General features: G+C 74.7%; 25 protein-coding genes. 15 read left to right on the top strand and 10 right to left on the bottom strand.

What is annotated here, in order from left to right; all coding sequences use genetic code 11:
* The first annotated feature begins 71 nt into the window (after nt 1-71).
* The 3 genes from hemE to hemQ are packed head-to-tail and all read left to right on the top strand — an operon-like array spanning nt 72 to nt 3,295.
* Nucleotides 72-1,169: a uroporphyrinogen decarboxylase gene (gene hemE / locus JQN83_RS24530; protein ID WP_208569516.1), complete on the top strand. Its 1,098-nt coding sequence runs from the start codon at nt 72-74 to the stop codon at nt 1,167-1,169.
* Between the two features lie 3 nt (nt 1,170-1,172).
* Nucleotides 1,173-2,585 (top strand): protoporphyrinogen oxidase, encoded by a 1,413-nt coding sequence (hemG, locus tag JQN83_RS24525; protein WP_208569515.1) that lies wholly within the window; start codon nt 1,173-1,175, stop codon nt 2,583-2,585.
* Nucleotides 2,582-3,295: a hydrogen peroxide-dependent heme synthase gene (gene hemQ / locus JQN83_RS24520; RefSeq protein ID WP_208569514.1), complete on the top strand. Its 714-nt coding sequence runs from the start codon at nt 2,582-2,584 to the stop codon at nt 3,293-3,295. Before hemG ends, hemQ begins: the two co-directional genes overlap by 4 nt.
* 170 nt (nt 3,296-3,465) lie before the next feature.
* Here hemQ and JQN83_RS24515 read toward each other — a convergent pair whose 3' ends face one another.
* The 4 genes from JQN83_RS24515 to msrB all read right to left on the bottom strand — a co-directional run bounded on the left by JQN83_RS24515 (nt 3,466) and on the right by msrB (nt 6,199).
* Nucleotides 3,466-4,581: a lytic polysaccharide monooxygenase auxiliary activity family 9 protein gene (locus JQN83_RS24515; RefSeq protein WP_208569513.1), complete on the bottom strand. Its 1,116-nt coding sequence runs from the start codon at nt 4,579-4,581 to the stop codon at nt 3,466-3,468.
* A gap of 172 nt (nt 4,582-4,753) precedes the next feature.
* Nucleotides 4,754-5,200, bottom strand: coding sequence for a GNAT family N-acetyltransferase (locus JQN83_RS24510; RefSeq protein ID WP_208569512.1), 447 nt, complete (start codon nt 5,198-5,200; stop codon nt 4,754-4,756).
* Nucleotides 5,201-5,426: 226 nt separating this feature from the next.
* The gene (locus tag JQN83_RS24505) at nt 5,427-5,684 is read right to left on the bottom strand and encodes a metallothionein (RefSeq protein WP_088645482.1); all 258 of its coding nucleotides are present in this window, start codon (nt 5,682-5,684) and stop codon (nt 5,427-5,429) included.
* 104 nt (nt 5,685-5,788) lie between these two features.
* Nucleotides 5,789-6,199, bottom strand: coding sequence for a peptide-methionine (R)-S-oxide reductase MsrB (gene msrB / locus JQN83_RS24500; RefSeq protein ID WP_208569511.1), 411 nt, complete (start codon nt 6,197-6,199; stop codon nt 5,789-5,791).
* Nucleotides 6,200-6,246: 47 nt separating this feature from the next.
* On the opposite strand from msrB, the gene ligD reads away from it, so the two are divergent.
* On the top strand, nt 6,247-7,281 hold the full coding sequence (gene ligD, locus JQN83_RS24495; RefSeq protein WP_208569510.1) for a non-homologous end-joining DNA ligase: 1,035 nt from the start codon (nt 6,247-6,249) through the stop codon (nt 7,279-7,281).
* A 342-nt stretch (nt 7,282-7,623) separates the two neighbouring features.
* Nucleotides 7,624-7,779, top strand: coding sequence for a hypothetical protein (locus tag JQN83_RS24490; protein WP_208569509.1), 156 nt, complete (start codon nt 7,624-7,626; stop codon nt 7,777-7,779).
* On the opposite strand, the gene JQN83_RS33335 is transcribed toward JQN83_RS24490, so the two are convergent.
* Entirely contained in the window at nt 7,772-8,023 is a 252-nt protein-coding gene (locus JQN83_RS33335; protein WP_244253118.1) for a hypothetical protein, read from the bottom strand. The two genes, JQN83_RS24490 and JQN83_RS33335, sit on opposite strands and share 8 nt — an antisense overlap.
* 247 nt (nt 8,024-8,270) lie before the next feature.
* On the opposite strand from JQN83_RS33335, the gene JQN83_RS24480 reads away from it, so the two are divergent.
* Together JQN83_RS24480 and JQN83_RS24475 are read left to right on the top strand one after the other, a co-directional pair.
* Nucleotides 8,271-8,459, top strand: coding sequence for a hypothetical protein (locus JQN83_RS24480; protein ID WP_208569508.1), 189 nt, complete (start codon nt 8,271-8,273; stop codon nt 8,457-8,459).
* Between the two features lie 14 nt (nt 8,460-8,473).
* On the top strand, nt 8,474-9,061 hold the full coding sequence (locus JQN83_RS24475; RefSeq protein WP_208569507.1) for a GNAT family N-acetyltransferase: 588 nt from the start codon (nt 8,474-8,476) through the stop codon (nt 9,059-9,061).
* A gap of 42 nt (nt 9,062-9,103) precedes the next feature.
* Here the strand turns inward: JQN83_RS24475 and JQN83_RS24470 are convergent, their stop codons facing one another.
* Nucleotides 9,104-9,397 (bottom strand): hypothetical protein, encoded by a 294-nt coding sequence (locus tag JQN83_RS24470; RefSeq protein WP_208569506.1) that lies wholly within the window; start codon nt 9,395-9,397, stop codon nt 9,104-9,106.
* Nucleotides 9,398-9,551: 154 nt separating this feature from the next.
* Here JQN83_RS24470 and JQN83_RS24465 point away from each other — a divergent pair, with 154 nt between their 5' ends.
* The 4 genes from JQN83_RS24465 to JQN83_RS24450 are packed head-to-tail and all read left to right on the top strand — an operon-like array spanning nt 9,552 to nt 17,208.
* On the top strand, nt 9,552-12,737 hold the full coding sequence (locus JQN83_RS24465; protein ID WP_208569505.1) for an FtsX-like permease family protein: 3,186 nt from the start codon (nt 9,552-9,554) through the stop codon (nt 12,735-12,737).
* Nucleotides 12,738-12,780: 43 nt separating this feature from the next.
* A complete protein-coding gene (locus tag JQN83_RS24460) occupies nt 12,781-15,471 on the top strand; it encodes an FtsX-like permease family protein (protein ID WP_208569504.1) in 2,691 nt (896 codons plus the stop codon).
* Between the two features lies 1 nt (nt 15,472).
* On the top strand, nt 15,473-16,471 hold the full coding sequence (locus JQN83_RS24455; RefSeq protein WP_208569503.1) for an ABC transporter ATP-binding protein: 999 nt from the start codon (nt 15,473-15,475) through the stop codon (nt 16,469-16,471).
* The gene (locus JQN83_RS24450) at nt 16,468-17,208 is read left to right on the top strand and encodes an ABC transporter ATP-binding protein (RefSeq protein WP_244253117.1); all 741 of its coding nucleotides are present in this window, start codon (nt 16,468-16,470) and stop codon (nt 17,206-17,208) included. Before JQN83_RS24455 ends, JQN83_RS24450 begins: the two co-directional genes overlap by 4 nt.
* Before the next feature lie 53 nt (nt 17,209-17,261).
* On the opposite strand, the gene JQN83_RS24445 is transcribed toward JQN83_RS24450, so the two are convergent.
* Nucleotides 17,262-17,714, bottom strand: a complete 453-nt coding sequence (locus JQN83_RS24445; protein WP_208569502.1) for a GNAT family N-acetyltransferase — start codon at nt 17,712-17,714, stop codon at nt 17,262-17,264.
* Nucleotides 17,715-17,838: 124 nt separating this feature from the next.
* On the opposite strand from JQN83_RS24445, the gene JQN83_RS24440 reads away from it, so the two are divergent.
* Nucleotides 17,839-18,333, top strand: a complete 495-nt coding sequence (locus JQN83_RS24440; RefSeq protein ID WP_208569501.1) for a potassium channel family protein — start codon at nt 17,839-17,841, stop codon at nt 18,331-18,333.
* Between the two features lie 148 nt (nt 18,334-18,481).
* Here JQN83_RS24440 and JQN83_RS24435 read toward each other — a convergent pair whose 3' ends face one another.
* Nucleotides 18,482-20,062 carry an alpha/beta hydrolase gene (locus JQN83_RS24435; RefSeq protein ID WP_372444118.1) on the bottom strand — a complete coding sequence of 527 codons (1,581 nt, stop codon included), beginning with the start codon at nt 20,060-20,062 and terminating at the stop codon, nt 18,482-18,484.
* A gap of 32 nt (nt 20,063-20,094) precedes the next feature.
* On the bottom strand, nt 20,095-21,210 hold the full coding sequence (locus JQN83_RS24430) for an ATP-dependent DNA ligase (protein WP_208569500.1): 1,116 nt from the start codon (nt 21,208-21,210) through the stop codon (nt 20,095-20,097).
* Between the two features lie 133 nt (nt 21,211-21,343).
* Here JQN83_RS24430 and JQN83_RS24425 point away from each other — a divergent pair, with 133 nt between their 5' ends.
* The 3 genes from JQN83_RS24425 to JQN83_RS24415 all read left to right on the top strand — a co-directional run bounded on the left by JQN83_RS24425 (nt 21,344) and on the right by JQN83_RS24415 (nt 22,801).
* Nucleotides 21,344-21,553: a hypothetical protein gene (locus tag JQN83_RS24425; RefSeq protein ID WP_208569499.1), complete on the top strand. Its 210-nt coding sequence runs from the start codon at nt 21,344-21,346 to the stop codon at nt 21,551-21,553.
* Between the two features lie 236 nt (nt 21,554-21,789).
* The gene (locus tag JQN83_RS24420; protein ID WP_208569498.1) at nt 21,790-22,212 is read left to right on the top strand and encodes an SRPBCC family protein; all 423 of its coding nucleotides are present in this window, start codon (nt 21,790-21,792) and stop codon (nt 22,210-22,212) included.
* A 79-nt stretch (nt 22,213-22,291) separates the two neighbouring features.
* Nucleotides 22,292-22,801: a DUF1990 domain-containing protein gene (locus JQN83_RS24415; protein ID WP_208569497.1), complete on the top strand. Its 510-nt coding sequence runs from the start codon at nt 22,292-22,294 to the stop codon at nt 22,799-22,801.
* A 113-nt stretch (nt 22,802-22,914) separates the two neighbouring features.
* Here JQN83_RS24415 and JQN83_RS24410 read toward each other — a convergent pair whose 3' ends face one another.
* Nucleotides 22,915-23,835, bottom strand: a complete 921-nt coding sequence (locus tag JQN83_RS24410) for a DNA-3-methyladenine glycosylase family protein (protein WP_208569578.1) — start codon at nt 23,833-23,835, stop codon at nt 22,915-22,917.
* Nucleotides 23,836-23,934 lie beyond the last annotated feature (99 nt).

Here is a 23,934-nt window from a genome sequence, read left to right as displayed (position 1 = left end):
ACCGGGGGCGCGGGTCACAAAAGGCGGCGCTGCCCGCCGCGTCCCCACGGGTGCGTGGCACGATTGCCCCGATGACCACCGACACCACGGGCACCGCCGCCCGAGACGGAGAATCCCGCCGCAGCGGGCCGGCCGACTCGCCCTTCGTCCGGGCCTGCCGCCGGGAACCCGTCGGGCACACCCCGGTCTGGTTCATGCGCCAGGCCGGCCGGTCCCTGCCGGAGTACCGGAAGATCCGGGCCAACGTGGGGATGCTCGACTCCTGCCGCCGGCCGGACCTGGTCGCCGAGATCACCCTCCAGCCGGTCCGCCGGCACGGCGTCGACGCGGCCATCCTGTTCAGCGACATCGTCGTCCCGGTCGCCGCGGCCGGCGTGGACCTGGACATCGTCGCCGGCACCGGGCCGGTGGTGGCCGAGCCGGTCCGCACCGCCGCCGACGTCGAGCGGGTCCGCCGCATCGACCGGGCCGACGTGTCCTACGTGGACGAAGCCGTCCGGCTGCTCGTCGCCGAACTGGGCGACACCCCGCTGATCGGCTTCGCGGGCGCCCCGTTCACCCTGGCCAGCTACCTGGTCGAGGGCGGGCCGTCGCGTACCCACGCCAAAACCAAGGCGATGATGTACGGCCAGCCCGAGCTGTGGCACGCGCTCTGCGCCCGGCTCGCCAAGGTCACCCTGGCGTTCCTGCAGGTGCAGATCGACGCCGGGGTCTCCGCCGTGCAGCTCTTCGACTCCTGGGCCGGCGCGCTGTCGGAGGCCGACTACCGCCGCTTCGTCCTGCCGCACTCCACCACCGTGCTGTCCGGCCTGGCCGACGCGGGGGTCCCCCGGATCCACTTCGGGGTGGGCACCGCCGAACTGCTCGGCGCGATGGGGGAGGCCGGGGCCGACGTGGTCGGCGTCGACTGGCGTACCCCGCTGGACGTGGCGACCCACCGGATCGGGCCGGAGCGCGCCGTGCAGGGCAACCTCGACCCGACCGTGCTGTTCGCCCCCTGGCCGGTCATCGAGGCCGAGGTGCGGCGGATCGTCGAGCAGGGCCGGGCCGCCCCCGGCCACGTGTTCAACCTCGGTCACGGCGTGCTGCCGGAGACCGACCCCGAGGTGCTGACCCGGGTGGTCGCGCTGGTGCACGAGGTGTCCGCGCGCCGGGCCGAGCAGGGCTGACCCGTGGGCGCGCGACCGTGGCGGGTGGCGGTGGTCGGTGGCGGCATCACCGGCCTGGCCGCCGCGCTGCGGCTGCGCGACCGTGCCCCCGCCGACACCGAGATCACCGTGTACGAGCAGTCCGGCGCGCTCGGCGGCAAGCTGCGCACCGGTGAGCTGGCCGGCCGCCCGGTGGAGTTCGGCGCGGAGTCGTTCCTGATGCGGGACCCGGCCGGGGGCGAGTCCGCAGCGGTGGCCCTGGCCCGCCGGCTCGGCCTGGCCGGGCGGATCGTGCACCCCACCGTCGGGCAGGCGGCGCTCGTCGTCGACGGCGGGCTGCGCCCGATCCCCGGCGGCACGCTGGTCGGCGTACCCGGGGATCTGGCGGCGGTGGTGGCGGTGGCCGAGCCCACGGCGGACGCCGACCGCGACGGCGGCCGGCCGCTGCTCGGCGCGGACCAGGACGTCTCGGTCGGCGCGCTGGTCCGGGCCCGGTTCGGTGCGCAGGTGGTGCAGCGGCTGGTCGACCCGATGCTCGGCGGCGTCTACGCCGGTCGGGCCGACGACCTGTCCCTGGTCACCACCATGCCGGCGCTGGCCCGCGCGGCGCGGGTGGAACACACCCTGGTCGGGGCGGTCCGGGCCGCGCAGGCCGCCGCGCCCCGCGCGCCCGGTGCGCCGGTCTTCGGCACCCTGGCCGGCGGGCTCAGCACCCTGGTCGAGGCGGCGGCCACGGCCAGTGGGGCGACGATCCGCCGGCACGCGGCGGTCCGCGAGCTGACCCCGGTCGGCGACGGCTGGCGGCTCACCGTCGGCCCGACCCGCGACCCGGAACTGGTCGAGGCGGACGCGGTGCTGCTCACCGTCCCGGCCCGGCCGGCCGCCCGGCTGCTCGCCGGGTTCGCCGAGGCGCAGGCGGCGACCGTCGGCGGGCTGAACTACGCCAGCGTCGCGCTGGTCACCCTGGCCCTGCCCCGGCCGGCGCTGCCCCCGCTCTCCGGCTTCCTGGTGCCGGCCACCGAGGGGCTGCTGATCAAGGCGTCGACCTTCTTCACCACCAAATGGGGGCACCTGGCCGCGCCGGACGGGTTGGCCCTGGTCCGCGCCTCCGTCGGCCGGTACGGCGAGGAGACCTCCCTCCAGCTCACCGACGACGACCTGCTCACCACCGTGCACCGGGAGTTGACCCGGGTGCTCGGGGTGGCGTTGCCCGCGCCGGTCGCCGGTCACGTGCAGCGCTGGGGTGGCGCGCTGCCCCAGTACCCGCCCGGCCACACCGGGCGGGTGGCCGCCGTCCGGGCGGCGCTGCGCGCGTCGCACCCCACCCTGGCGGTGGCCGGGGCGGGTTTCGACGGGGTCGGCATCCCGGTCTGCGTGCGCTCCGGCGAGGACGCGGCCGGGGAGATCATCGAAGCACTGGAAGGATCGGGGCCATGACCGAGCAGACGACCGAGCAGACCAACGCGGCCCGACTCAAGGAACTCAACGCCACCGTCCGTTACACCATGTGGTCGGTCTACCGGGCCACCGGCACCCTGCCGGCGCTGCGGGAGAACGTCACCGGCGAGGTGGAGTCCCTCTTCGAGGAGCTGGCCGGCAAGGACGTGGTGGTCCGGGGCATGTACGACGTGGCCGGGCTGCGCGCCGACGCGGACGTGATGATCTGGTGGCACTCGTCGTCCAGCGACGCCCTCCAGGACGCCTACCTGCGGTTGCGTCGGACCACTCTGGGGCGGGCGTTGACCCCGGTGTGGTCGCAGTTGGCGCTGCACCGGCCGGCGGAGTTCAACAAGAGCCACATCCCGGCGTTCCTCGCCGACGAGGCACCCCGCCCCTACCTGTGCGTCTACCCGTTCGTCCGGTCCTACGAGTGGTACCTGCTGCCGGACGCCGAGCGGCGGGAGCTGCTGGCCGAGCACGGCAAGATGGCGCGCGGCTACCCGGACGTACGGGCCAACACGGTGGCGTCGTTCGCCCTCGGTGACTACGAGTGGATGCTGGCCTTCGAGGCCGACGAGCTGCACCGGATCGTCGACCTGATGCGCGACCTGCGGGCCTCCGGGGCCCGTCGGCACGTCCGCGAGGAGGTCCCGTTCTACACCGGCCGCCGTCGCTCCGTCGCCGACATCGTCAACTGCCTGGTCTGACACCGCCCTGCCCCGCCCGCCCTGCCCCGCCCCGCCCCGCCTTGCCCCGCCCGGTCGGGTCGCGGTGCCCCGGCGGTCAAGATCGTGCCCGATCATGGAAATAGTGGCCTCCCGCCGCGCGGGAGGCCACTATTTCCATGTTGTTGCGTGTGCTGTGCTGTGCCGACCGGTCAGACGGTCGCGGTGCAGACCGGGGTGGGGCTGGCGCCGCTGCCGGAGGCGAGGAAGCCGAAGGTGGTCTTCCCCCCGGCGGCCAACGCGCCGTTGTAGTTGACGTTGCGGGCCGTCACCGTCGAACCGCTGCTGGCCAACGTGGCGTTCCACGCCTGGCTGACCTGCTGGCCCCCGGAGTACGTCCAGTTCACCGTCCAACCCTTGATCGCCGAGGACCCGGCGGTCACGTCCACCTCACCCTGGAACCCGCCGTTCCAGGTGGAGGTCACCCGGTAGGTGGCGGTGCAGCCACCGGTCGCCGGCGGCGGGGTGGTCGGCGGGGCCGTGGTGGGCGGCGGCGTGGTCGGCGGGGCCGTGGTGGGCGGCGGGGTGGTCGGCGGCGCGGTGGTGGGCGGCGGCGTGGTCGGGTTGTTGCCGCCACCGAAGTCGACGTCACTGCACAGGTAGTACGACTGGTCCAGGTGGCTGGCCTGCCACACGGTGTAGACGATGTGCCGGCCGGTACGGCCGGCCGCGTTCACCGGGACCTGGATCGACACGCCACCGGTGTCCTTGTCCCACTGGGAGGCCGGCGTGTTGCCGATCTGCCCGGCCAGTTCCAGGTTGCTCCAGCCCAGTGGCGTGGTCAACGCGTTGAAGCCCTGCTTGGTCACGTAGACCCGGATGTAGTCGGCACCGTGGCTGGCCTGGTCGAAGAACTTCAGCCGGAAGCTGTTCGCCACCGACGTGGTCTTCCAGGCGCCGAGGGTGTCCAGGGCGTTGTAGCGGCCGTTCTGGGTGCGGCCACCGCTGCACAGTTGGCCGTTCGGGATGGCGCCCTGGTGGTTGCCGGCGACACCCTCCCGGAACAGGCCGTTCCAGTTCCACATGGCCTGCGGGTCGGCCTGCCAGGCCTGCCAGCACATCGGGTCCTCGGTGGCCATGCGCGGGTTCTGGAACTCGGCACCCCAGCGCTCCCAGCAGCTGTAGGCGCGGAACCCGGGGTTCACCACCGCGCCGTGCGCGGAAGCCGAGTTGGCCAGGGCGGTGGTGAGCAGCAGCGCGATGATCGCGCCGATGGTGAGCAGCGACCCCGCGAGCGCGGTGGGTCGTCTGCGTAGGACGGTGGACATGGAGCCTCCGAGGTGAAGGGGTCGGTCGAACGACGCCCGGACGGCCGGGAGTTGCCCCTCCCATGCCTGCTGTGCGGCTCCCACGACGGCTCTATCCCGCAGGCTTGCACAGGAAAGCGGTATCCGTCAATGTTTCGGACGGCTCGACCAGGCGGCACCCCGGGTGGGCCGGTCAGCTCTCCCGGCGCATCGGCAGGTGCGGGATGCCGTCCTCGACGTACTGCGGTCCGGTCACCGTGAAACCGTGCCCGGCGTAGAACCCCGCCAGGTGGGCCTGCGCCTCCAGCACGCACGGCCGGTCACCGACCAGCCGCAGGGCCTCGGTCATCAGCCGGCCGGCGAGCCCGCCGCCCCGGGCCGCCGGGTCCACCACTACCCGACCGATCCGCGTCACGTCACCCGGGTCGACCAGCAACCGCAGATACGCCAGGACGACGCCGTCGTGGGCCAGCCAGAGGTGCCGGGTGCCGGGTTCGACGTCGCGACCGTCCAGCTCCGGGTACGGGCAGCGCTGCTCCACCACGAACACGTCGACGCGCAGCCGCAGCAGGTCGTGGAAGGTGCGCGCGTCCAACTCGGCGAACGTGGCGACGTGGACGTCGACGGTCTGAGGTGCCATCCCGCGATGCTAGGCGGCCCCGCCCGACACCGCTCTGCTGCCCTGCCCGCGACGCTGACGCCCTGTGGCCGGCTGCTCTGCTGCCCTGCCCGCGACGCGGCTGTCCCTGTGGCCGGCTGCTCTGCTGCCGGTTGGTGTGCCGTGCCTCGTCGCCCGGTCGGTTCGCGTCGGACGCCGGGTCGCGGCGGACGCCGGATCGCGATGGGTCAGGCCGGGTCGCGATGGGTCAGGCCGGGCGGGCACCGACCGCGTCGCGGATCTCGGCGCCCAGGGCCTCCACCGCGCGGGCGCAGTGCGCGCAGCAGAAGAACCGGCCGCCGACCTCCACGCCGTGCCCGATGATCTTGACCTGGCAGTGTTCGCAGATCGGCGCGAGCTTGTGTGCCGCGCACTCGAAGCTGTCGAAGGTGTGCACGTCACCGCTGACCGTACGCACCTCGAACGCCATCCAGTAGTCGTTGCCGCAGACCTCGCAGGTAGCCATCTGTCGTACCCCCCGAATCGGACATCTGCCCCAAGCGTGCCTTGCGGGAACGCCTCAAGGGGGCAAATGTCCTGAATTCGGTCGGGTTGGACGGCGTGTCGGGGTCAGCTCTGCGTCGGCTCCAGCCGGATCGAGACCGAGTTCACGCAGTGCCGGGTGTCCTTCGGGGTGAAACCCTCGCCGTGGAAGACGTGCCCCAGGTGGCTGTCGCAGCGGGCACAGCGGATCTCGGTGCGGACCATGCCGAGGCTGCGGTCCTGGATCTCCTTGACCCGGCCCGGGATGGCGTCGTCGAAGCTCGGCCAGCCGCAGTGCGAGTCGAACTTGGTGTCACTGGAGAACAACTCCAGCCCGCAGGCCCGGCAGTGGTAGACGCCTGCGGTCGTGGTGTCGACGTACTCGCCCGTGAAGGGGCGCTCGGTGCCGGCCTCGCGCAACACCCGGAACTCCTCCGGGGTCAACCGGACCCGCCACTCGTCCTCGGTGCGGGGCAGCTCTTTCTCGTCAGGACTCACCGGTCAACCGTACGTCGGATGTCGGGGGCATCGCATATGGTCGCGCCATGGCGGGCAGCGCGAAGGCGACCGAGGTCGAGGTGGCCGGGCACACCGTCCGGCTGAGCAGTCCGGATCGGGTGATCTTCCCGGGGCGTGGGTTCACCAAGGCCGACGTCTTCCACTACTACGTCGCGGTGGGCGACGGCATCATGCGCGCCCTGCGGGACCGGCCGACCACCCTGCAACGCTTCCCCGACGGGGTCGAGGGGGAGGCGTTCTACTCCAAGCGGGTGCCCACCCGGGGGGTGCCGCCGTGGGTGCAGACCGTCGGGATCACCTTTCCCAGCGGGCGCGGGGCCGACGAGTTGCGCCCCACCGACCTCGCCCACGTCGCCTGGGCCGCGCAGATGGGCACCGTGGTGTTCCACCCCTGGCCGGTCCGGGCCGCCGCCGTCGACCACCCCGACGAGCTGCGGGTGGATCTCGACCCGCAGCCCGGCACCGACTTCGCCGACGCGGCCACCGCCGCCGCCGAGCTGCGCGGCATCCTCGCCGAGCTGGGCATCACCGGCTGGCCGAAGACCTCCGGCGGTCGGGGGCTGCACGTCTACCTGCGCATCGCCCCGCGTTGGACGTTCACCGAGGTCCGCCGGGCCACCATCGCGCTGGCCCGGGAGCTGGAACGGCGTCGTCCCGACCTGGTCACCACCGCCTGGTGGAAGGAGGAGCGCGGGCAGCGGGTCTTCGTCGACTACAACCAGATGGCCCGGGACCGCACCATCGCCTGCGCGTACTCGCTGCGGGCCAACGCGCGGGCCACCGTCTCGACCCCGGTCACCTGGGACGAGTTGCCCGACGTCGACCCGGACGACTTCGACCTGAAGACGGTGCCGGTCCGGCTGGCCGAGCGGGGCGACCCGCACGCGGGCATCGACGACGACGCGGTCGACATCACGCCCCTGCTCGACTGGGCCGAGCGGGACGCCGGGCACGGCCTGGGCGACCTGCCCTACCCGCCCGACCATCCGAAGATGCCGGGCGAACCGAAACGGGTGCAGCCGAGCCGGGCGAAGCGCCCGGCCGACGACACCGCCGAGTGAAAGCCGCCGACCCACCGACGGAAATCGGAATGCCGGCGGCGACGGTGGTACGGGCTGTCCGCCGGTAATCCGAAATCAGTTGCGCGGCATGCCACTCCCACGCGTGAAAATGGCATTCCTCCAGACTCTTTCCGGTACTGATGATTGCGCTCGGCTGGTCGTCGCGCCTACGGTCGAATATGAAAGGTAGGATGCGCGGAAGTCGGCTGCACTCGTGTGACCAGGGAATATGACCTCGCTGTGGAGTGTCCGGTCGGCTGCTGCCCGGCGGCGACAGTCGATTCGCCGGTCAGCGGCTCCGATTCATCCGACCGGACGCGGGCACCGGACAGGGGAATCACCATGGCGGCCACGACGAGAAGAACGCAGCGGATCGGTGGGACGCCGCGCCGGCATTCCGTGATCCTCGAATACCTCAAGATCTTGCCGGCCGTACTCACCGGGGTGGCGGCGGTCCTCGTCGCCCTCACCGGACTACTGACCCTGCTCGTCAGATAGTTTCCGGCAGGCGGTCGGCCGGGCGGTCCGTAGCCGGTTCCGGTTCCGGTTCCGGGGTCGCGGCCCCGGCTCGACGCCCGTCGCCCGGCCGGGACGTGTTCGCGGCCCGGGTTGACGGTCGGGCCGTCCAGGCGAGGAAACGGTCGAACAGTTCCGCCGGGGACGGGGCCGGGTGCGGATTGAGTCGCACCAGATCGGCGGTGGCCTCGAACAACTGGCTGGCCATGTAGATCGACAGTGCCACCCGGTCCCGTCGGTACTCCCTGGTCAGGAGCAGTCGGGCGGGTTGGCACGGCCAGGGTGCGGCGCACGTGCGGCACCGCCACAGCGGGCGCATCGGCGGATGCCCGCCCACGGGCCGCCGCTGCCGATCATGAACAGGCGAAACGTTCGACTCGGTCACGCCACTATCGTGACCCTGTCCGTTGTCTCCGTCAATAGCCTCCGTAGTTGTCGGCGTCGAGAGCGGTGGGTGCTGTCATTGTCAACCCGTGGACCTCGTCGGCGTGTCGGAGATCAGGACGATGCTCGGGAACGTCTCCCGACAGCGCGCGTCCGTGATCGCCAACCAGAGGAACTTCCCGGAACCCGTGGCGGTGCTGGCGATGGGCAAGGTGTGGCGGAAGGTCGACGTCGAGGCGTGGATCCGCGAGCACCGGCCGGAGCTGACCAAGGACTGACTAGGCCCGGGCCGATGACCAGCCACATCCGCCGGGCCACCGCCCTCGACCTGCCCCGCGCGGCACGTACGCTCGCCGTCGCCTTCCACGACTACCCGTGGACGCGATGGTCGATCCCGGCCGACGACCACCCGCGTCGACTCGAAGAGCTACAGGCCCTCTACCTGGGGCACGCCCTCGCGCACGGCCTGGTCCTCGTCACCGACGACGCTCAGGCGGTCGCCGCGTTCCTGCCGGGCGACGCGCCCGCGCCGGGGGATGACCTCCAGGCGCGGATCGCGGAGCTGCACGGTGACCGGCTGGCGGCGCTCATGGCCGTCGAGCTGCCGGCGCGGCCACCCGGCGCGTGGGAACTCGCGACGTTGGGCGTCCACCCGGAGCGGCGCGGCGTCGGTCTCGGCTCCGCCGTCGCCGCCGCGGGGGTGACCCTCATCGACGAGTCCGGCGACCCGAACGGCATCGCGCTGGAAACCTCCGACGAGCGCAACGTCCGCCTCTATGAACGCCTCGGCTTCACGGTCACGGCACGCACCACGATCGAGGGCGGCCCCCTGGTCTGCTCCATGTACCGACCGGCCCGGCGGACGCCGGTCCAGGGCTGACCCTGGCCGGGTCGGGCGGCGTCCCGGCCGGACCCGGTCGGCTCAGCGTCCGGCGGCGATCGCCTCGACCGCCTCCTTGGCGGTGCGCAGGTCCGTCCCGGTCGCCTCCCGGTAAGCCTTGATCGCCTTGATCTTCTCGCCCCGGGCCAGGTGCTCCCGCACCCCGGGCAGAGCCGGGCCCCGGTCCACGATGCCCAGGTGCTCCATGATCAGTCGCTGGCGACGCTCGATCTCCACCAGCCGAAACGAGCCGTCGCCCCGGCCGTCCCGGCGGGGGAGCTGCAACAGCAGCGCCAGCACGAGGGCGGTGCTCGACAGGATGAGGGCGATTTCCATGCCGCCGATCCCACCAGATCGACGCCGAACGGCCAACCCCGGCCCGGCCGGGCGGTGACCGGAGTAACGATCAAGTAACGGGTGCGAACCTTTACCGCCGGGTCGCCACTCTTGCTCTCCGTCGGCCCGACCCCGGGCCCCGGGGAGGCAACGGATGAAGCTGGTGTGGAGGCGGGCCCGCGAGGCGCGAGGGCTGCTGCTCGCGGCGGTGGCCGCCGCGCTGGTCGCGATCGCACTGGTCACCGGGCTGGCCGACTACAACCGGCGGGCCGTCGACGCCGGTCAATGCGCGCTGATCGCCGCCGCCCCCGTCGAGGAACGCAGCCTGCTGGTCAGCGGCTCCGGCGGGCGCGACCAGACCGAGTTCACCAGCCGGGACCGGGCCGTGCGGGACGGCTTCCGGACCGCCCTCGGGAACGTCCCGGTGCGGGTCGCCGCCGCCCGCTACGGCACGGGGCGGGAACTCACCGGCGACCTCGGGCCGGGCACCCGTACCGGCAAGGAACCGGTCTTCGCCAGCCTGGCCACCCTGGATGACCTGGTCGGCCACGCCGACCTCGTCGACGGCGACTGGCCCACCCCCGGAGCCGGCCCGCTCCAGGCCACCCTGCCGGAGAAGGTCGCCGGTGCGCTGGGACTGCGGACCGGCGACCGGGTGCCGATGCGCGACCGCAGCGCCGACCGGCGTACCGAGGTGGTGCTCTCCGGGACCTGGCGACCGCGCGACCCGGCCGACCCGTACTGGCGGCTCGCCCCCGGGCTCGGCGTCGCCCCGGACGCCGACGCCACGCACGGGCCGTTCGTGCTGGACCCGGCCGACTTCGACGCCACCTTCCCGGGCTCGGTCTCCGCATCCTGGGTGGTCGCGCCCGACCTGGCGGCCGTCGGGGCGGACCGGCTGCCGGCGCTGCGCCGGGCCGTCGCCACCGCCGCGACGGAGGTGCCCGAGGCGGCCGGGCTCGGCTCGTCGGCACAGGCGGTCACCACCCTCGACCGGCTGATCGACCGGATCAGCCGGGCCGACCTGGCCGGTCGCTCCGCGCTGGCCACCCCCCTGCTGCTGATCGTGGTCCTCGGCGGGTACGCGCTGGTGCTGATCGCCGCCCTGCTGAACGAGGACCGCCGGGCGCAGACCGCCCTGCTACGGGCCCGGGGCGCGGCCCGCCGGCAGCTCGCCGGCCTGGCCGCCCGGGAGGCGACCCTGGTGGTCGTCCCGGCGGCCCTGCTCGGGCCGCTGCTCGCCGGTGGGGTGCTGCGCCGGGTCGCCGCCGACGGCCCGGTCGACCTGGGCGGCGCCGTCGGCGGCGGCCGGTGGGTGTGGGTGGCGGCCGTCGCCACCGCCGTCGGTTGTCTCGTCGCCATGGTCGCCCCCACCCTGCGGGGCGCGGGCACCTACGTGGCCGACCTGGCCGCCCGGTCCCGCCCCGACCGGGTCGCCACGGTCAGCCGGGCCGGGCTCGACCTGGCCCTGGTGGCCTTCGCCGTGCTGGCCTGGGTGCAGCTGCGCCGCTACTCCTCGCCGCTGGCCGGGGCCGGCAACGACCTCGGCGTCGACCCGCTGCTGGTGGCCGCGCCGACCCTGGGGGTGCTGGCCGGGGCGGTGGTGGCGTTGCGGCTGCTCCCACCGGCCACCCGGTTCGCCGAACGATTCGTCGACCGGCGGCTGTGGACCGCGACCATCCTCGGCATGTGGCAGGCCGGCCGGCGTCCGCACGCCGGACCGGTGCTGCTGCTCGCCCTCGCCGTCGGCGGCAGCACCCTGGCCTGGTCGCTGGTCGCCACCGGGGAACGGTCCCAGGTCGACCAGGCCGACCACACCGTCGGCGCGGACCTGCGGCTGGTCGAGCGGAGCGGGATCGCCCCCGTCGACCGGGTCGCGACGCTCGCCGCCCTGCCCGGGGTCGACCGGGCGTTGCCGGTCTGGCGCGACGACATCCGGGTCGGCCGCGACGACCGGCAGGCCACCGTGCTGGGCCTGGACACCGCACACGCCGCCGAGGTGGGCAAGTTCAGCGACCGACTCGCCGACCGGCCCGCGCGGGAGCTGTTCGCACCGCTGACCGCCGCCCGGGGACCGGCCCTCGGGGTGCCGCTGCCGGCCGACGCCCGCAGCCTCACCGGCACCGTCCAGACCCCCGTCGACCAAGCCGTCGTTCCGCACCGGATCGCCGTGTCGGTGCTGCTCACCCGGGCCGACGGGGTGGCGTACCGGCTGCCGGTGGCGCGCACCGGCAGCGACGGGCGGGCCGTCGGGTTCCGCGTCACCCTGCCGGCCGTCGACGGGCTACGACTGGCCGGATTCGAGGCCGACGGCGGGGACGTGGCCGGCACCGGATACGCGCTCCAGGTGCGTGACCTGCGTACCGTCGGCCCGGACGCCCGGTCGACCGCCCTCGCCCTCACCGGCCGGTGGCGGGTCGTCGCCGCCGAGTCCACCGGGAACAGCACCGCCACCGCCGACGCCGCCGGACTGACCGCCACCCACCCCGTCGGGTTCCTCGACGGCGGCCGGTACGCCTACCAGCCGTCGTCCCGCTTCGCGGTGGTGCCGGACGGCCCGGACACCCCCGCACCGGCGCTGATGACCCCCGCCGTGCGGGCCGCGCTCAACGTCCGGCCCGGGGAGACCGTGGTGCTGGCCCTGTCCGGGGTCTCCCTGCCGGTGCGCCTGGTCGGGGAGGTGACCGCGCTGCCCGCCACCGCCGGTGACGGGGTGCTGCTCGACCTGCCGGCGGCCACCGACTGGCTGATCCGCAACTCCGGGACCGTCCGGACGGTGCCCGAGTGGTGGTTACGGGTCGACCCCGCCGCGCACGCCGAGGCGACCCGGGCCGCCGCCGCCCTGCCCGGGACGACGCTGCTGGACCGCCGGCAGGCCGCCGCCGTGGCCGCCGACGACCCGTACTGGCAGGGTGCCCGGACGGGGTTGCTGGCCGCCGCCCTCGGTTCGGTGCTGCTCGCCCTCGTCGGTCTGGTGGTGGACGTCTGGGCCACCGCCCGACACCGGACCGGTGAGTTCTCGGTCCTGCACACCCTCGGCGCGTCGCCCCGGCTGCTGGCCCGGGCGCTGCTCGCCGAGCAGACCTTCCTGGCCGGGATCGGCGTCGGTGTCGGGCTGCTGCTCGGCGCGGTGGTCGGGGCCACCATGGCACCGCTGGTGGTGCTCACCCCGGCCGCCGGGCGTCCGGTGCCCGCACCGGTGTTCGCCCTGGCCTGGACCCCGATCGGGTGGACCGTGGCGGGGTTGCTGCTGGCCGCGCTCGCCGGCAGCGCGGCGATGGCCGCCGGGCTGCGGCGGCGGGTCGCCATCGCCCGGCTGCACACCGGGGGAGACCGGTGAGGGCGTCGACGACCCGACCGTCGCACCAGGGGGAGGACCAGCGATGAACATCGGTGCCGTGATCCGTCGGGTGCGCGCCCACAGCGGGCAGTTCCTGCTGCTGGCCGCGCTGACCCTGGTGATCGCCCTGCTCGTCGGCGGGGTGCCCCGGGTGGTCAACCGGCTGGCCGACCAGGGCCTGCGGGAACACCTCGCCGCCGAGCCCGCCGCCCGCCGCGACCTGACGTACGCCACCCGCCCCGGCGTCGACGCCCCGTCGGTGAGCAGCCAGGCGGTCGAGTTGGACACGCTCCAGCAGCGGATGCCCGCCGACGTACGGGCCGCCGTGGCGCAACGGTGGTACGCCGCGCAGACCCCCGAGGACCGGGTCACCGGCCCCGACCTGGCCCGGGGCAACTACCTGGTGCACCTCGGCCTGCGGGCCATGCCCGGGGTCGAGACGGCGGGCACCCTGGTCGAGGGACGCTGGCCGGACGGGACGGCCGCCGCCGACGCCCCGGTGCAGGTGGCCCTGGCCGCCGACATCGCCGGCCGGTTCGGGCTACGGGTCGGCAGCCGGCTCACCCTCGCCCCGCCCGACGAGGAACACCCGCCGACCCCGCTGACCGTGGTCGGGTTGTTCCGGCCCGTCGACCCCGCCGACGGCAACTGGGACACCCTGCCCTCGGTGCTGGAGGTGGCCGAGCCGGAGGGGGACGGCCAACCGTTCATCCTGGTCGGGCTGGTCTCCGTCGCCGCGCTGGACCGGCTGGCCGTCGAGGACCACCCGGTGTCGTTCACCTGGCGGTACCGGCTCGGCGCGGACGGCATGGACGTCCGGCGCATCGACCAACTCGTCGACGGGGTGCAGCGGCTGGTGCGGGCCAGCACCGGCACCGGCACGGAGCTGACCCAGGGGGTCGACGTCCCGCTGCGCGAGTTCGGGCGGGCGGTCACCTCGGCCCGTACCCTGCTCGCCGTCATCGCCGCCGGGGTGTTGGCGACACTCGCCGGGCTGGTGGTGCTGGCCGCCGCGTCGACCGTGCGCCGACGCCGCACCGAGTTCGCGCTGATCCGGGCCCGGGGCGGCGGGGTCACCACCGGCGTGCGGCGCAGCCTCGCCGAGTCGCTGCTGGTCGTACCGCCCGCCGCCGGATTGGGCTGGCTGCTCGGCGGCCTGCTGCCCGGTGCGCCCGGCGACACCGGCCCGCTCGCCGTCGGCGCTACCGCCCTGGTCACCCTGGCCCTGCCGGTGGCGACGCTGGCCGTACCGTCCGGGGTGGTCGGGCGGCGGGACCTGGGCCGGCTACGGCCGTCCGCGCGGCGGGCCACCACCGAGGCCGCCCTGGTGCTGCTGGCCGGGGTGGCGGTGGTGCTGCTGCGGCGGCGCGGGCTCACCCCCGGCACGGTGGACCCGCTGCTGGTCTCGGTGCCGGCGCTGGTCGCGGTCGCCGCCTCGGTGCTGGCGCTGCGGCTCTACCCGTGGCCGGTGCGGCTGGCCGGGCGGCTCGCCGCGCGTACCCGGGGAAGTGTGGCCTTCCTGGGCACGGCCCGCGCCGGTCGGGCGGCGGCGGCCACCCCGCTGGTCGTGGTGGTGCTCGCGGTCGCCACCGCCGCCTTCTGCGCGGTGATCGCCACCGGCATCGAAGCCACCCGCGACGACGTCGCCACCCGGGCGGTGCCGGCGGACGCGCTGATCCGAGGCGACCGGCTCGCCCCGGACACCGGCCCGGCACTGGAACGCCTGACCGGGGTGCGGGCCGCCACCGCGCTGGCCGACGAGTCGGCGCAACGCCTGGCGACCGACGCCGACGGCACCGACGCCCGGCTGCGTGACACCAGCGTGCTGCTGGTCGACGGCCCCGGGCTGGCCCGCACGGCACGGGCCGCCGGCCGGGACGTCCCGGTGCCCGGCCCGCTGCGCGACGCCCGGCCGGGCGGCGGACCGCTGCCGGCGGTGGTCTCCCCGGCGGTCGCCGCCGACCTGGCCGACGCCGGGCTGCGGTCCGCCTTCATCACCGTGCAGGGCCAGCGGTACGAGTTCACGCCCGTCGACACCGTCGTCGACTTCCCGCTGGCCCGACCCAACACCAGCCGGTACGTGGTGCTGCCCTGGCAGGCGCTGCCCCCGCGGGACAGCCCGCCCGTGCCCACCGCGTTCCTGGTCGCCGGTGACCGGCTCGACGCCGGGGTGCTGCGGCAGGTCGGGGACGAGGGACAGCAGCGCTACCAGACCGGCGGCGCGGTGACCGGCCGGGAACGACCCCGGGGCGTGGTGGTGCAGACCTGGTCGCAGACCCGGCTGCGGCTGGGCGGCGGTGGCGCGAACGGGCTGCTGGCGTTCGGGTTCGTCGCCGGGGCGGTGGCCGGTGGGGTGCTGGCCCTGCTCGCCGTCGCCTTCACCGTCCTCGCCGGGGCCCGCGCCCGGGGTGAGGTGCTGTCCCGGCTGCGCACCCTGGGGCTGTCCCGCCGGCAGTGGCGGGGGCTGCTGCTGGTGGAGCTGGCCCCGCTGGTCGGGGTGGCGGTGCTGACCGGAGCGCTGGTCGGGGTGCTGCTGCCGGTGCTGCTCACCCCGCTGCTCGGGCTCGCCGCGTTCACCAACGGCACACCGGTACGGGTGGGTTTCGCGCCCGGTCTGGTCGCCGCCACGGTCGGGCTCGGCGCGGTCGCGCTGGGCTTCGCCATGGCGGTGGAGGCTTTGAACAACCGTCGGATGCGCCTCGGCGAGGTGCTCCGGCTCGGAGAGGAGAGCTGAGATGACCACGACCGCCCAGAACCCCGTCGTACCCGACCTGGCGGACCTGCAACGCCGGGCGGCGCAGCGGGCGGCCGAACGGGCCGGCGGGCAGGACCGGCTGCGCGGGCACATCGTCTGCGACGGCCTGGTCCGGATCTTCAAGACCGAAGGGGTCGAGGTGGTCGCCCTCCAGGGGCTCGACCTGGTGATCGACCGGGGTGAGCTGGTGGCGATCGTCGGGGCCTCCGGCTCGGGCAAGTCGACCCTGCTCAACATCCTCTCCGGGCTGGACACGCCGACGGCGGGGATCGCCCGGGTGGCCGACTACGACCTGCTGGCGCTGTCGGCCCGCCGCCGGTTGCGCTACCGGCGGCACACCGTCGGGTTCGTCTGGCAGCAGACCGGCCGCAACCTGCTGCCGTACCTGACCGCCCGGGAGAACGTGGAGCTGCCGATGCGGCTGGCCCGGCGCGGCGGTGGCGGCCGGGCCCGCCGGCGACGGGCCGACGAGCTGCTGGACCTGGTCGGGGTGGGCTACTGCGCGGACCGGCGTCCCGGGCAGCTCAGCGGCGGCGAGCAGCAGCGCTGCGCGGTGGCGGTGGCGGTCGCCAACGACCCGGAGGTGCTCTTCGCCGACGAACCGACCGGGGAGCTGGACGAGGCGACCGGCGCGGAGGTCTTCGCGGCGCTGCGCACCATCAACGCCGAACTGGGGGTGACCGTGGTGGTGGTCACCCACGACCACGCCGTCGCCGACCAGGTCCGCCGCACCGTCGCGATCCGCGACGGCCGGACCGCCTCCGAGGTACGCCGGACCGCGCGGATCGGCGCCGACGGCAGCACCGAACTGGTCAGCGAGGAGTACGCGGTGCTGGACCGGACCGGCCGGATGCAGCTCCCGGCGCCCTTCGTGGCGGCCCTGGCACTGCGGGACCGGGTCCGCCTCGATCTCGCCCCCGATCACGTGCAGGTCCGCCCCGGCGACCAGACGCCGGACCAGAACGGGAGTGACGCATGAACGAGCAGGTTCCCGCCGTCCGGGCCGACACGACGGTCGTCCGGGCCGCCGACGCGGTCACCGACGAGGTGGTCCGGGTCGAGGGGGTGAGCCGGACGTTCGGCCGGGGGCGGCACACCGTGCACGCCGTCCGCGAGGTCTCCTTCACCGCCGCCCGGGGTGAGCTGGTGGCGGTGCGGGGCCGTTCGGGCGCCGGCAAGACCACCCTGCTGAACCTGGTCGGCGGGCTGGACCGACCGGACACCGGCCGGGTCCGGGTGGCCGGGCACGACGTCACCGGTGCCGGCGAGGCCGAGCTGCTGCGGCTGCGCCGGGGCACTGTCGGGTTCGTGTTCCAGACCTTCGGGCTGGTGCCGATCCTGTCGGCGGCGGAGAACGTCGGGGTGCCGCTGCGGCTGGCCCGGGTCCCGGCGGCGGAGCGTGAGGAACGGGTGGCGGTGCTGCTGGAGCTGGTCGGTCTGGGTGGCCACGCCGGTCAGCGCCCGTACGAGCTGTCCGGTGGGCAGCAGCAGCGGGTCGCCGTGGCCCGGGCCCTGGCCAACGAACCCGACCTGCTGATCGCCGACGAGCCGACCGGTCAGCTCGACTCCGAGACCGGCCGGGCGATCATGGACCTGCTCCGCGCGGTGGTGCACGCCCGGGGGATGACCGCGCTGGTCGCCACCCACGACCCGGCCCTGATCGAGGTGGCCGACCGGGCGCTGACCCTGCGCGACGGCCGCCTGGTCGACGACTGACTGGCAGAGGGTGGGTCGGACCGGCCGGGTGACCCGCACCCACATCCGCACCGTCAGAGGGGGAGTTTCATGCCTTCGTGGCTGGCGACGAAGCCGAGGCGCTGATAGAAACGGTGCGCGTCGGTGCGGGACTTGTCGGTGGTGAGCTGCACCAACCCGCAGCCCCGCCGTCGGGCCTCGTCGATCGCCCAGGTCATCATCGCCTGGCCCACCCCGTGCCCACGCAGGTCGGAGCGGACCCGGACCGCCTCCACGAGCGCCCGTTCCGCGCCGTGCCGGCCCAGCCCCGGAATGTAGGTGAGCTGGAAGCAGCCGACGACCTCCCCGGCGCGCTCGGCCACCAGCTGCTGGTTGCGTGGGTCGGCGGTGATGGCGGCGAACGCCCGCTCGTACGCCTCGTCCACCCCGGTGTGCTCGCGTGCCCGGCCGAGCACGTCGTCGGCGAGCAGGGCCAGGATCGCGGGCAGGTCGTCCCGGACCGCCTCGCGGAGGATCACGTCGGTCATGACCGGCAGCCTGTCACAGCACCCCGCCCGGTCGCCGGGCACAGGTGGGTGTCCCGGCCTGCGGGTCGGTCGTCGGACGCGCCCGGCGGGCGGCGGTGGCGTCCGGGAGGCAGCATGGTGCGGCATGAAGCTGTTGTTGCCGTTCCGGTGGGTCTACCGGGGCCTGGTGTACTTCGCCAACTCGCCCCGGACGCTGATCACGTCGTACCTGTTGATGATCGTGGTGGCCGGGGTGATCTACGGCCAGGTGGAGCACCGCAGCGCCGCCGACGCCGTGTGGTGGGCGGTGGTCACCGCCTCCACCGTCGGCTACGGCGACATCTCCCCGACCAGCTGGCAGGGACGCATCCTGGCCGCGCTGCTGATCTCCACCATGGTGCTGCTGGTCATTCCCCTGATCACCGCGCACTTCGCCAGCCGGCTCATCGTCGACGACGACGCCTTCGAGCACGTCGAGCAGGAGGAGCTGAAGAACGACGTGCGCCGGATGCGGGCGCTGCTGGAGGAGTTGGCCGCCCGGCAGGGCATCGAGCTGCCCGAGCTGCCACCGCCGCCGGCCCCACCGGACCACGCGACCCTGGTCAGGCAGCGGCTGCGCGGACGCCGCAACCGCCGCTGACCACCGGCAGCGACCCCGAAACCCGGTCGGAGCAGCGACCGTGACGTGGTGGGGTCGGCGACCGTCGCTCGGCGGGAGTGTCCTTCGCCCGGAGGGAGCGTCCGTCGCCCGGCGGGAGTGTCCTTCGCCCGGTGGCGGCGTCGCCGGGTCAGCGGGCGGGGCAGCGCAACCCCTCCCGGGGCACGGTGAGCGAGATCAGGTAGGCGTCCACCGCCTCGGTGATGCAGGCGGTCTGCGGGTAGGCGGTGTGCCCCTCGCCCTCCCAGGTGAGCACCCGGCCGACCCCCAGCATCGCGGCCAGCCGGGCCGTCTGCTCGTACGGCGTGGCCGGGTCACCGGTGGTGCCCACCACCACGATCGGTGGCGCCCCGTCGGCCCGGCCGGTCGGGTACGGGTCCCGCCCGCCCGGCCACTCGACACACCCGAACATCCCCACCGCCAGGGCCGGCCCGAACAGCGGGTACTGCTGCCGCCACTGCGACTGCAACTGGCGGATCTGCGCCACGCTGGGCTTCTCGGTCTCGTCGGCGCAGTTGACCGCGAGGTTGGCGTCGAAGAGGTTGGAGTAGTGCCCGTCCTCGCCCCGCCCGGCGTACGAGTCGGCGAGCTTGAACACGTCGGTCGGGTCGCCCTCGTCGAGCCGGTCGATTGCGCGGGCCAACTCCTCCCAACCCGACTCGGTGTAGAGCGAGGAGATCACCGCGTAGAAGACCCACCCGGAGGTGGCCTCCCGCCCGTCGGCACCGCGTACCGGGGAGACCTTCGCCTTGTCGATCGCCGAGGTCACCGCACCCCGGGCGTCCGGGGCGATCGGGCAGCGGCCGGCATTCGCCGCGCACCACCGGTCGAAGTTGTCGAACGCCCGCTCGAAGCCCCGGGCCTGGCTCTCCGAACCGGCCACCAACTGCTGCCGGGGGTCGACCGCACCGTCGAGCACCAGCGCCCGGACCCGCTGCGGGTAGAGCTGGGCGTAGGTCGCGCCGAGCAGGGTGCCGTAGGAGTAGCCGAGGTAGGTGAGCTTGTCGTCGCCCACGGCGGCCCGCACCGCGTCCATGTCCCGGGCGGCCTGCTCGGTGCCGTAGAGGGGGAGCTGGTCGCCGTACCGGTTGCCGCAGCCCTGGCCGATCCGCCGGTTGAGCGCCTGGTAGGCGTCGAACGACTGTTGGCTGCGCGGGTCGGGGTCGTAGCCGAAGCTGGCGTCCAGGTCGGCGTCGGAGATGCACTTGACCGGGCTGGACCGGGATACCCCGCGCGGGTCGAAGCCGACGATGTCGAACCGGTCGGTGACCGCGGCGGGCAGCCCCCCGAAGGACGGCCCGAAGGACAGGTAGACGGCGGTGTCCACGCCGGAACCGCCCGGCCCACCCGGGTTGATCACCAGGGAACCGATCCGGTCCCGTTGTTTCGAGGACCGGGCCCGCAGCAGCGCGATCTCGAAGGTCTCGCCGCTGCCCGGTCCGGTGGTCGCTCCCGTCCCGGCACCCCAGTTGCGGGGCACCGCGATCCGGGCGCACTCGTAGCGCATGCCCGGGGCACCCCGGCCCACCAGCTCGTCGGCGACCTCCGGGCAGGCCCGCCAGGCGGGCGTGTCGCCCGGTGCCGCCGCCGACGAGTCCTCCGTCCGCGGGGCGAACGCCGGCATGGTGCACCCGGTGACGAGCAACGCGCCCGCGACGAACCCGGCCAGGGCGAGCCGGAACCGGCGGTTGCGGCGGGCGGTGCTGGTCACCGGCGAACCTCCATGATCGGATAGCAGTCAGGCTACGCCCGGGTGCCGGCGTCCGGCGGCACGGTCGCCGCCGGATCGCCCCGGAGCACCTGGTCGACGTCGAAGCGCACCGGGCGGTCGAGCTGGTCGTAGCGGCAGGACCGGGGATCGCGGTCGGGCCGCCAGCGGACGAACCGGGCGGTGTGCCGGAACCGGTCGCCCTCCATCGCGTCGTAGCCGACCTCCATCACCAGCCCGGGGCGCAGCGGCACCCAGTCGAGGTTCTTGCCGCCCGTCCAGCGGCTGACCCCGCCGGGGATCCGCTGGCCGCGCTCGTGGTCGCCGTGCACCCACGGGTGCTCCCCGTCGCCCTCCCGGTAGGGGGCCAGCTCGTCGAGCAGCTCCTGCCGGCGGGCCATGGTGAACGAGGCGCTCACCCCGACGTGGTGCAGCACCCCGGCGTCGTCGTAGAGGCCCAGCAGCAACGAGCCGACCACCGGCCCGGACTTGTGCCAGCGGAACCCGGCCACCACCACGTCGGCCGTCCGGGCATGTTTGACCTTGGCCATCAGCCGCTTGCCCGGCTGGTAGGTCAGGTCGGCCGGCTTGACGATCAACCCGTCCAGCCCGGCACCCTCGAACACCTCGAACCAGCGCCGGGCGGTCTCCGGATCGGTGGTGACCTGGGTGACGTGCACCGGCGGCCGGACCCCGGCCAGCGCCCGCACCAGACGCTCCCGCCGGGTCGGGTAGGGCTGGTCGACCAGCAGCTCGTCGTCGAGGGCGAGCAGGTCGAAGGCGACGAAGTCGGCCGGGGTCGTCTCGGCGAGCAGGGCGACCCGGGAGGCGGCCGGGTGGATCCGCTGGGCGAGCTGCTCGAAGTCGAGCCGGGGCTGGCCGCCCGGACCGTCGCGGCGGATCACGATCAGCTCGCCGTCGACCGCGCACCGGGTGGGCAGCTGCGCCAGCGCCTGCGCGACCACCTCGGGGAAGTAGCGGGTCATCGACTTGCCACCGCGGCTGGCCAGCTCGACCTCGTCGCCGTCGCGGAACACGATGCAGCGGAAGCCGTCCCACTTGGGCTCGTAGGTCAGGCCGGGATCGGTGGGCAGGCGGGCCACGCTCTTGGCCAGCATCGGCTCGACCGGCGGGTTGATCGGCAGGTCCACGGCGACAGTCAACCAGACGCCACCGACAGTGGTGAGGCAGATCACCGTCGGTCCCGGTCCGGCGTGTCCCCGCGGGTACCGGCCGTCCCTCGGGGGCGGATTCGTCTGCGCAGCTCAGAGCTACCGTCGCGGGGTGGAGTGGCGGTGTGGTTGCTGTGGGCGCTGGCAGGTCAGCGTCGAGCTGGTGCGGGGCCGGCACCGCTACCGCCTGGTGCACCGCTATCCGGCCCGCTTCGGCGGCGGCAGGAACGTGCTCGGCGAGGCGGGCACCGTCGCCGAACTGACCGAGCTGCTCCACCGGCACACCCCGCTGGACCTGGCCGACCTGCGCGAGGCCGGCTGACCCGCGCCCCGGCCGAGGCCCCGCCCGGTCGAGGCTGCGTCCCACCCGGTCGAGGCTGCGTCCGGTCCCCGCCTCCGGTCCCCGCGTCCGGCCCGGCCGCGTCCCGACGGGCGCACGGTCGGGAGGTCGCACGGTCGGGAGGGCGACCGGAGGGTGGCCCGGTCACGATCGCTGCGGCAGGCTCGTCGGGGAACCGGGCGGCACGCGGGTGCCGCCGGTGGAGCCACGGAGGCGGCATGCGGTTCGAGACGGCGACCGAGATCGACGCGGACATCGACACGGTCTGGGCGGTGCAGAGCGACATCGACCGCTGGCCCGAGTGGACCGAATCGGTGCGGACCGCCCGCCGGGGTGAGACGGGACCGTTGGTCCTCGGGGCCACCGCCCGGCTGGAGCAGCCCTGGCTCCGTCCGACGTCCTGGCGGGTCACCGAGATCGACCCGCCCCGCTGCTTCGTCTGGGAGTCCAGCACCCCGGGGGTGCACAGCCGGGGCGAGCACCGGATCGTGCCGCTGCCCGACGGTCGGGTCCGGGTGGAGCTGGCCCTGGTGCTCACCGGACCCCTCGCCGGACCCACCGGCCGGCTCGGCGGCCGGTTGGTGCGCCGTTACCTGCGGTTGGAGGCCGACGGGCTCCGGCGACGCTGCGAGGCCGGCTGAGCCGGGTGGGCGGCACCGCCGGTCGGGTCGCCGGGCGACGACATCGGCCATAAGCTGGGGGTGACCCTGGGGAGGCGCGGTGTCCGAGTTGACGTACCCCGAGGTGGGTGCGACCCGACGGGGGCCGCTGCCGGCGGGCTACCACCACCTGCGGCACACCGCCCCGATGCCGCCCGGCAGTTTCCTGGTCGCCGCCGAGGCGGTGCTGAGCTGGCGGCTGCACCGGGCGGCCGGGGTGCGGATGCGCACCGACGCGCCCCGGGCCGCGCCCGGGGTGCGGGTCACCCCGGGGCTCGGGCTGGGACCACTGCGGGTGTGGGGGCCGTGCGAGGTGGTCTGGGTGGCCGAGGACGACCGGGAGGCCGGCTTCGGCTACGGCACCCTGCCCGGCCATCCGGAACGCGGGGAGGAGGCGTTCCTGGTCCGCTGCGACGCTGAGGGCAGGGTCAACTTCGAGGTCACCGCGTTCAGCCGGCCGGACCGCTGGTTCATGACCGCCGCCGGGCCCGCCGGTCGCGCCGTCCAGCACGGGTACGCCCGTTGGCTGGCCCACACCCTGCGCCGGCTCTCCCACCAGCCGACGTCATGAGCGACCCGGGGTCGCCTCGGTAACGGCATCCGCCCGCCCCCGTAGCCCCCGCATCGGCGTCACGGCGCACCGGGTCCCCGCCCGGCGGGGCGACGGTGGCTGGTGGGGAGGGGTCAGAAGCGGGCGAAGGAGCGGATCGGCATCCGGGGACCGAACCGGGGCGCCTGGATGCCGGCGACGGCCAGCAGCAGGCAGACCCGCCCCCGGTGACCCCGGAACGGGGCGAGCAGGTCGAGCATCCGGGCGTCGTCACCGCGCGCCTCACCGGCGAGCGCCCAGGCCACCGTGTTCGGCACGTGGTAGTCGCCGACGCTTACCGCGTCCGGGTCGCCGTACCCGATCCGGACCACCTCGGCGGCGGTCCACGGGCCGATGCCGGGGATCGCGGTGAGCCGTCGGGTCGCCTCGGCGCTGTCGACGCAGCGTTCCAGCCGGTCGGCGAGGACGGCGGCCCGCCGTAGCGTGTCGGCCCGGCGCTGCTCCACGCCGAACGGGTGGAACACCCAGTACGGCGTCGCGGCCACGGTGGCCGCGTCGGGTGGCAGCAGCAGCGGCTGGAACGGGCCCGGCGCGGGCTCGGCGAAGTGCCGTACGGTCGCCGCGTACGCCCGGTACGCCTCCGTGCCGGTGACCTTCTGTTCGAAGACGGCGCGCAGCACGCGGGGGAAGAGTTGGCCGGTGGCGGGCATCCGCAGCCCCCGGTGCCGGGCGGCCAGTTCGGCCACCACCGGATGGGCGGCGGCCAGCTCGGCGAAGCCGGTCAGGTCGTCGCGCAGTCCGGCGACCGCGTCGGCCCGCTCGACCACCCAGTCGGCACCCGGCCCGTGGCCCTCGGCGACCAGTTCCCCCTGCCCGGGGCGCAGGGCGAGGGTGGCCGGCCCGGCCGGGGTGCGGGTGGCCCACCAGAAGGTGCCGGCGGCGATCCGCGCACACGGGTCGTACGGGCTGAAGGTGAGGGGCCGGACGGAGGCGGTGAACCGGTAGTCGGCCGGCGGTCGCAGCACCCGGCGTGCTGCCGGCTCGTCCCAGGTCACCCCGTCACTGTGCCATGCCCGGGCGGCCGGGTCACCCGGCCGCGCCCCGGCCCCGCCCCGGCCCCGCCCCGCCCCGCCCCGCCCCGGCCCCGGCCCCGC

The organism is Micromonospora antibiotica, assembly GCF_017599305.1.
In the GTDB taxonomy this organism is placed as follows: Bacteria; Actinomycetota; Actinomycetes; order Mycobacteriales; family Micromonosporaceae; genus Micromonospora; species Micromonospora antibiotica.
Note: the sequence above shows the minus strand (reverse complement) of the source record. Positions and strands in the feature narration are given on the sequence as shown.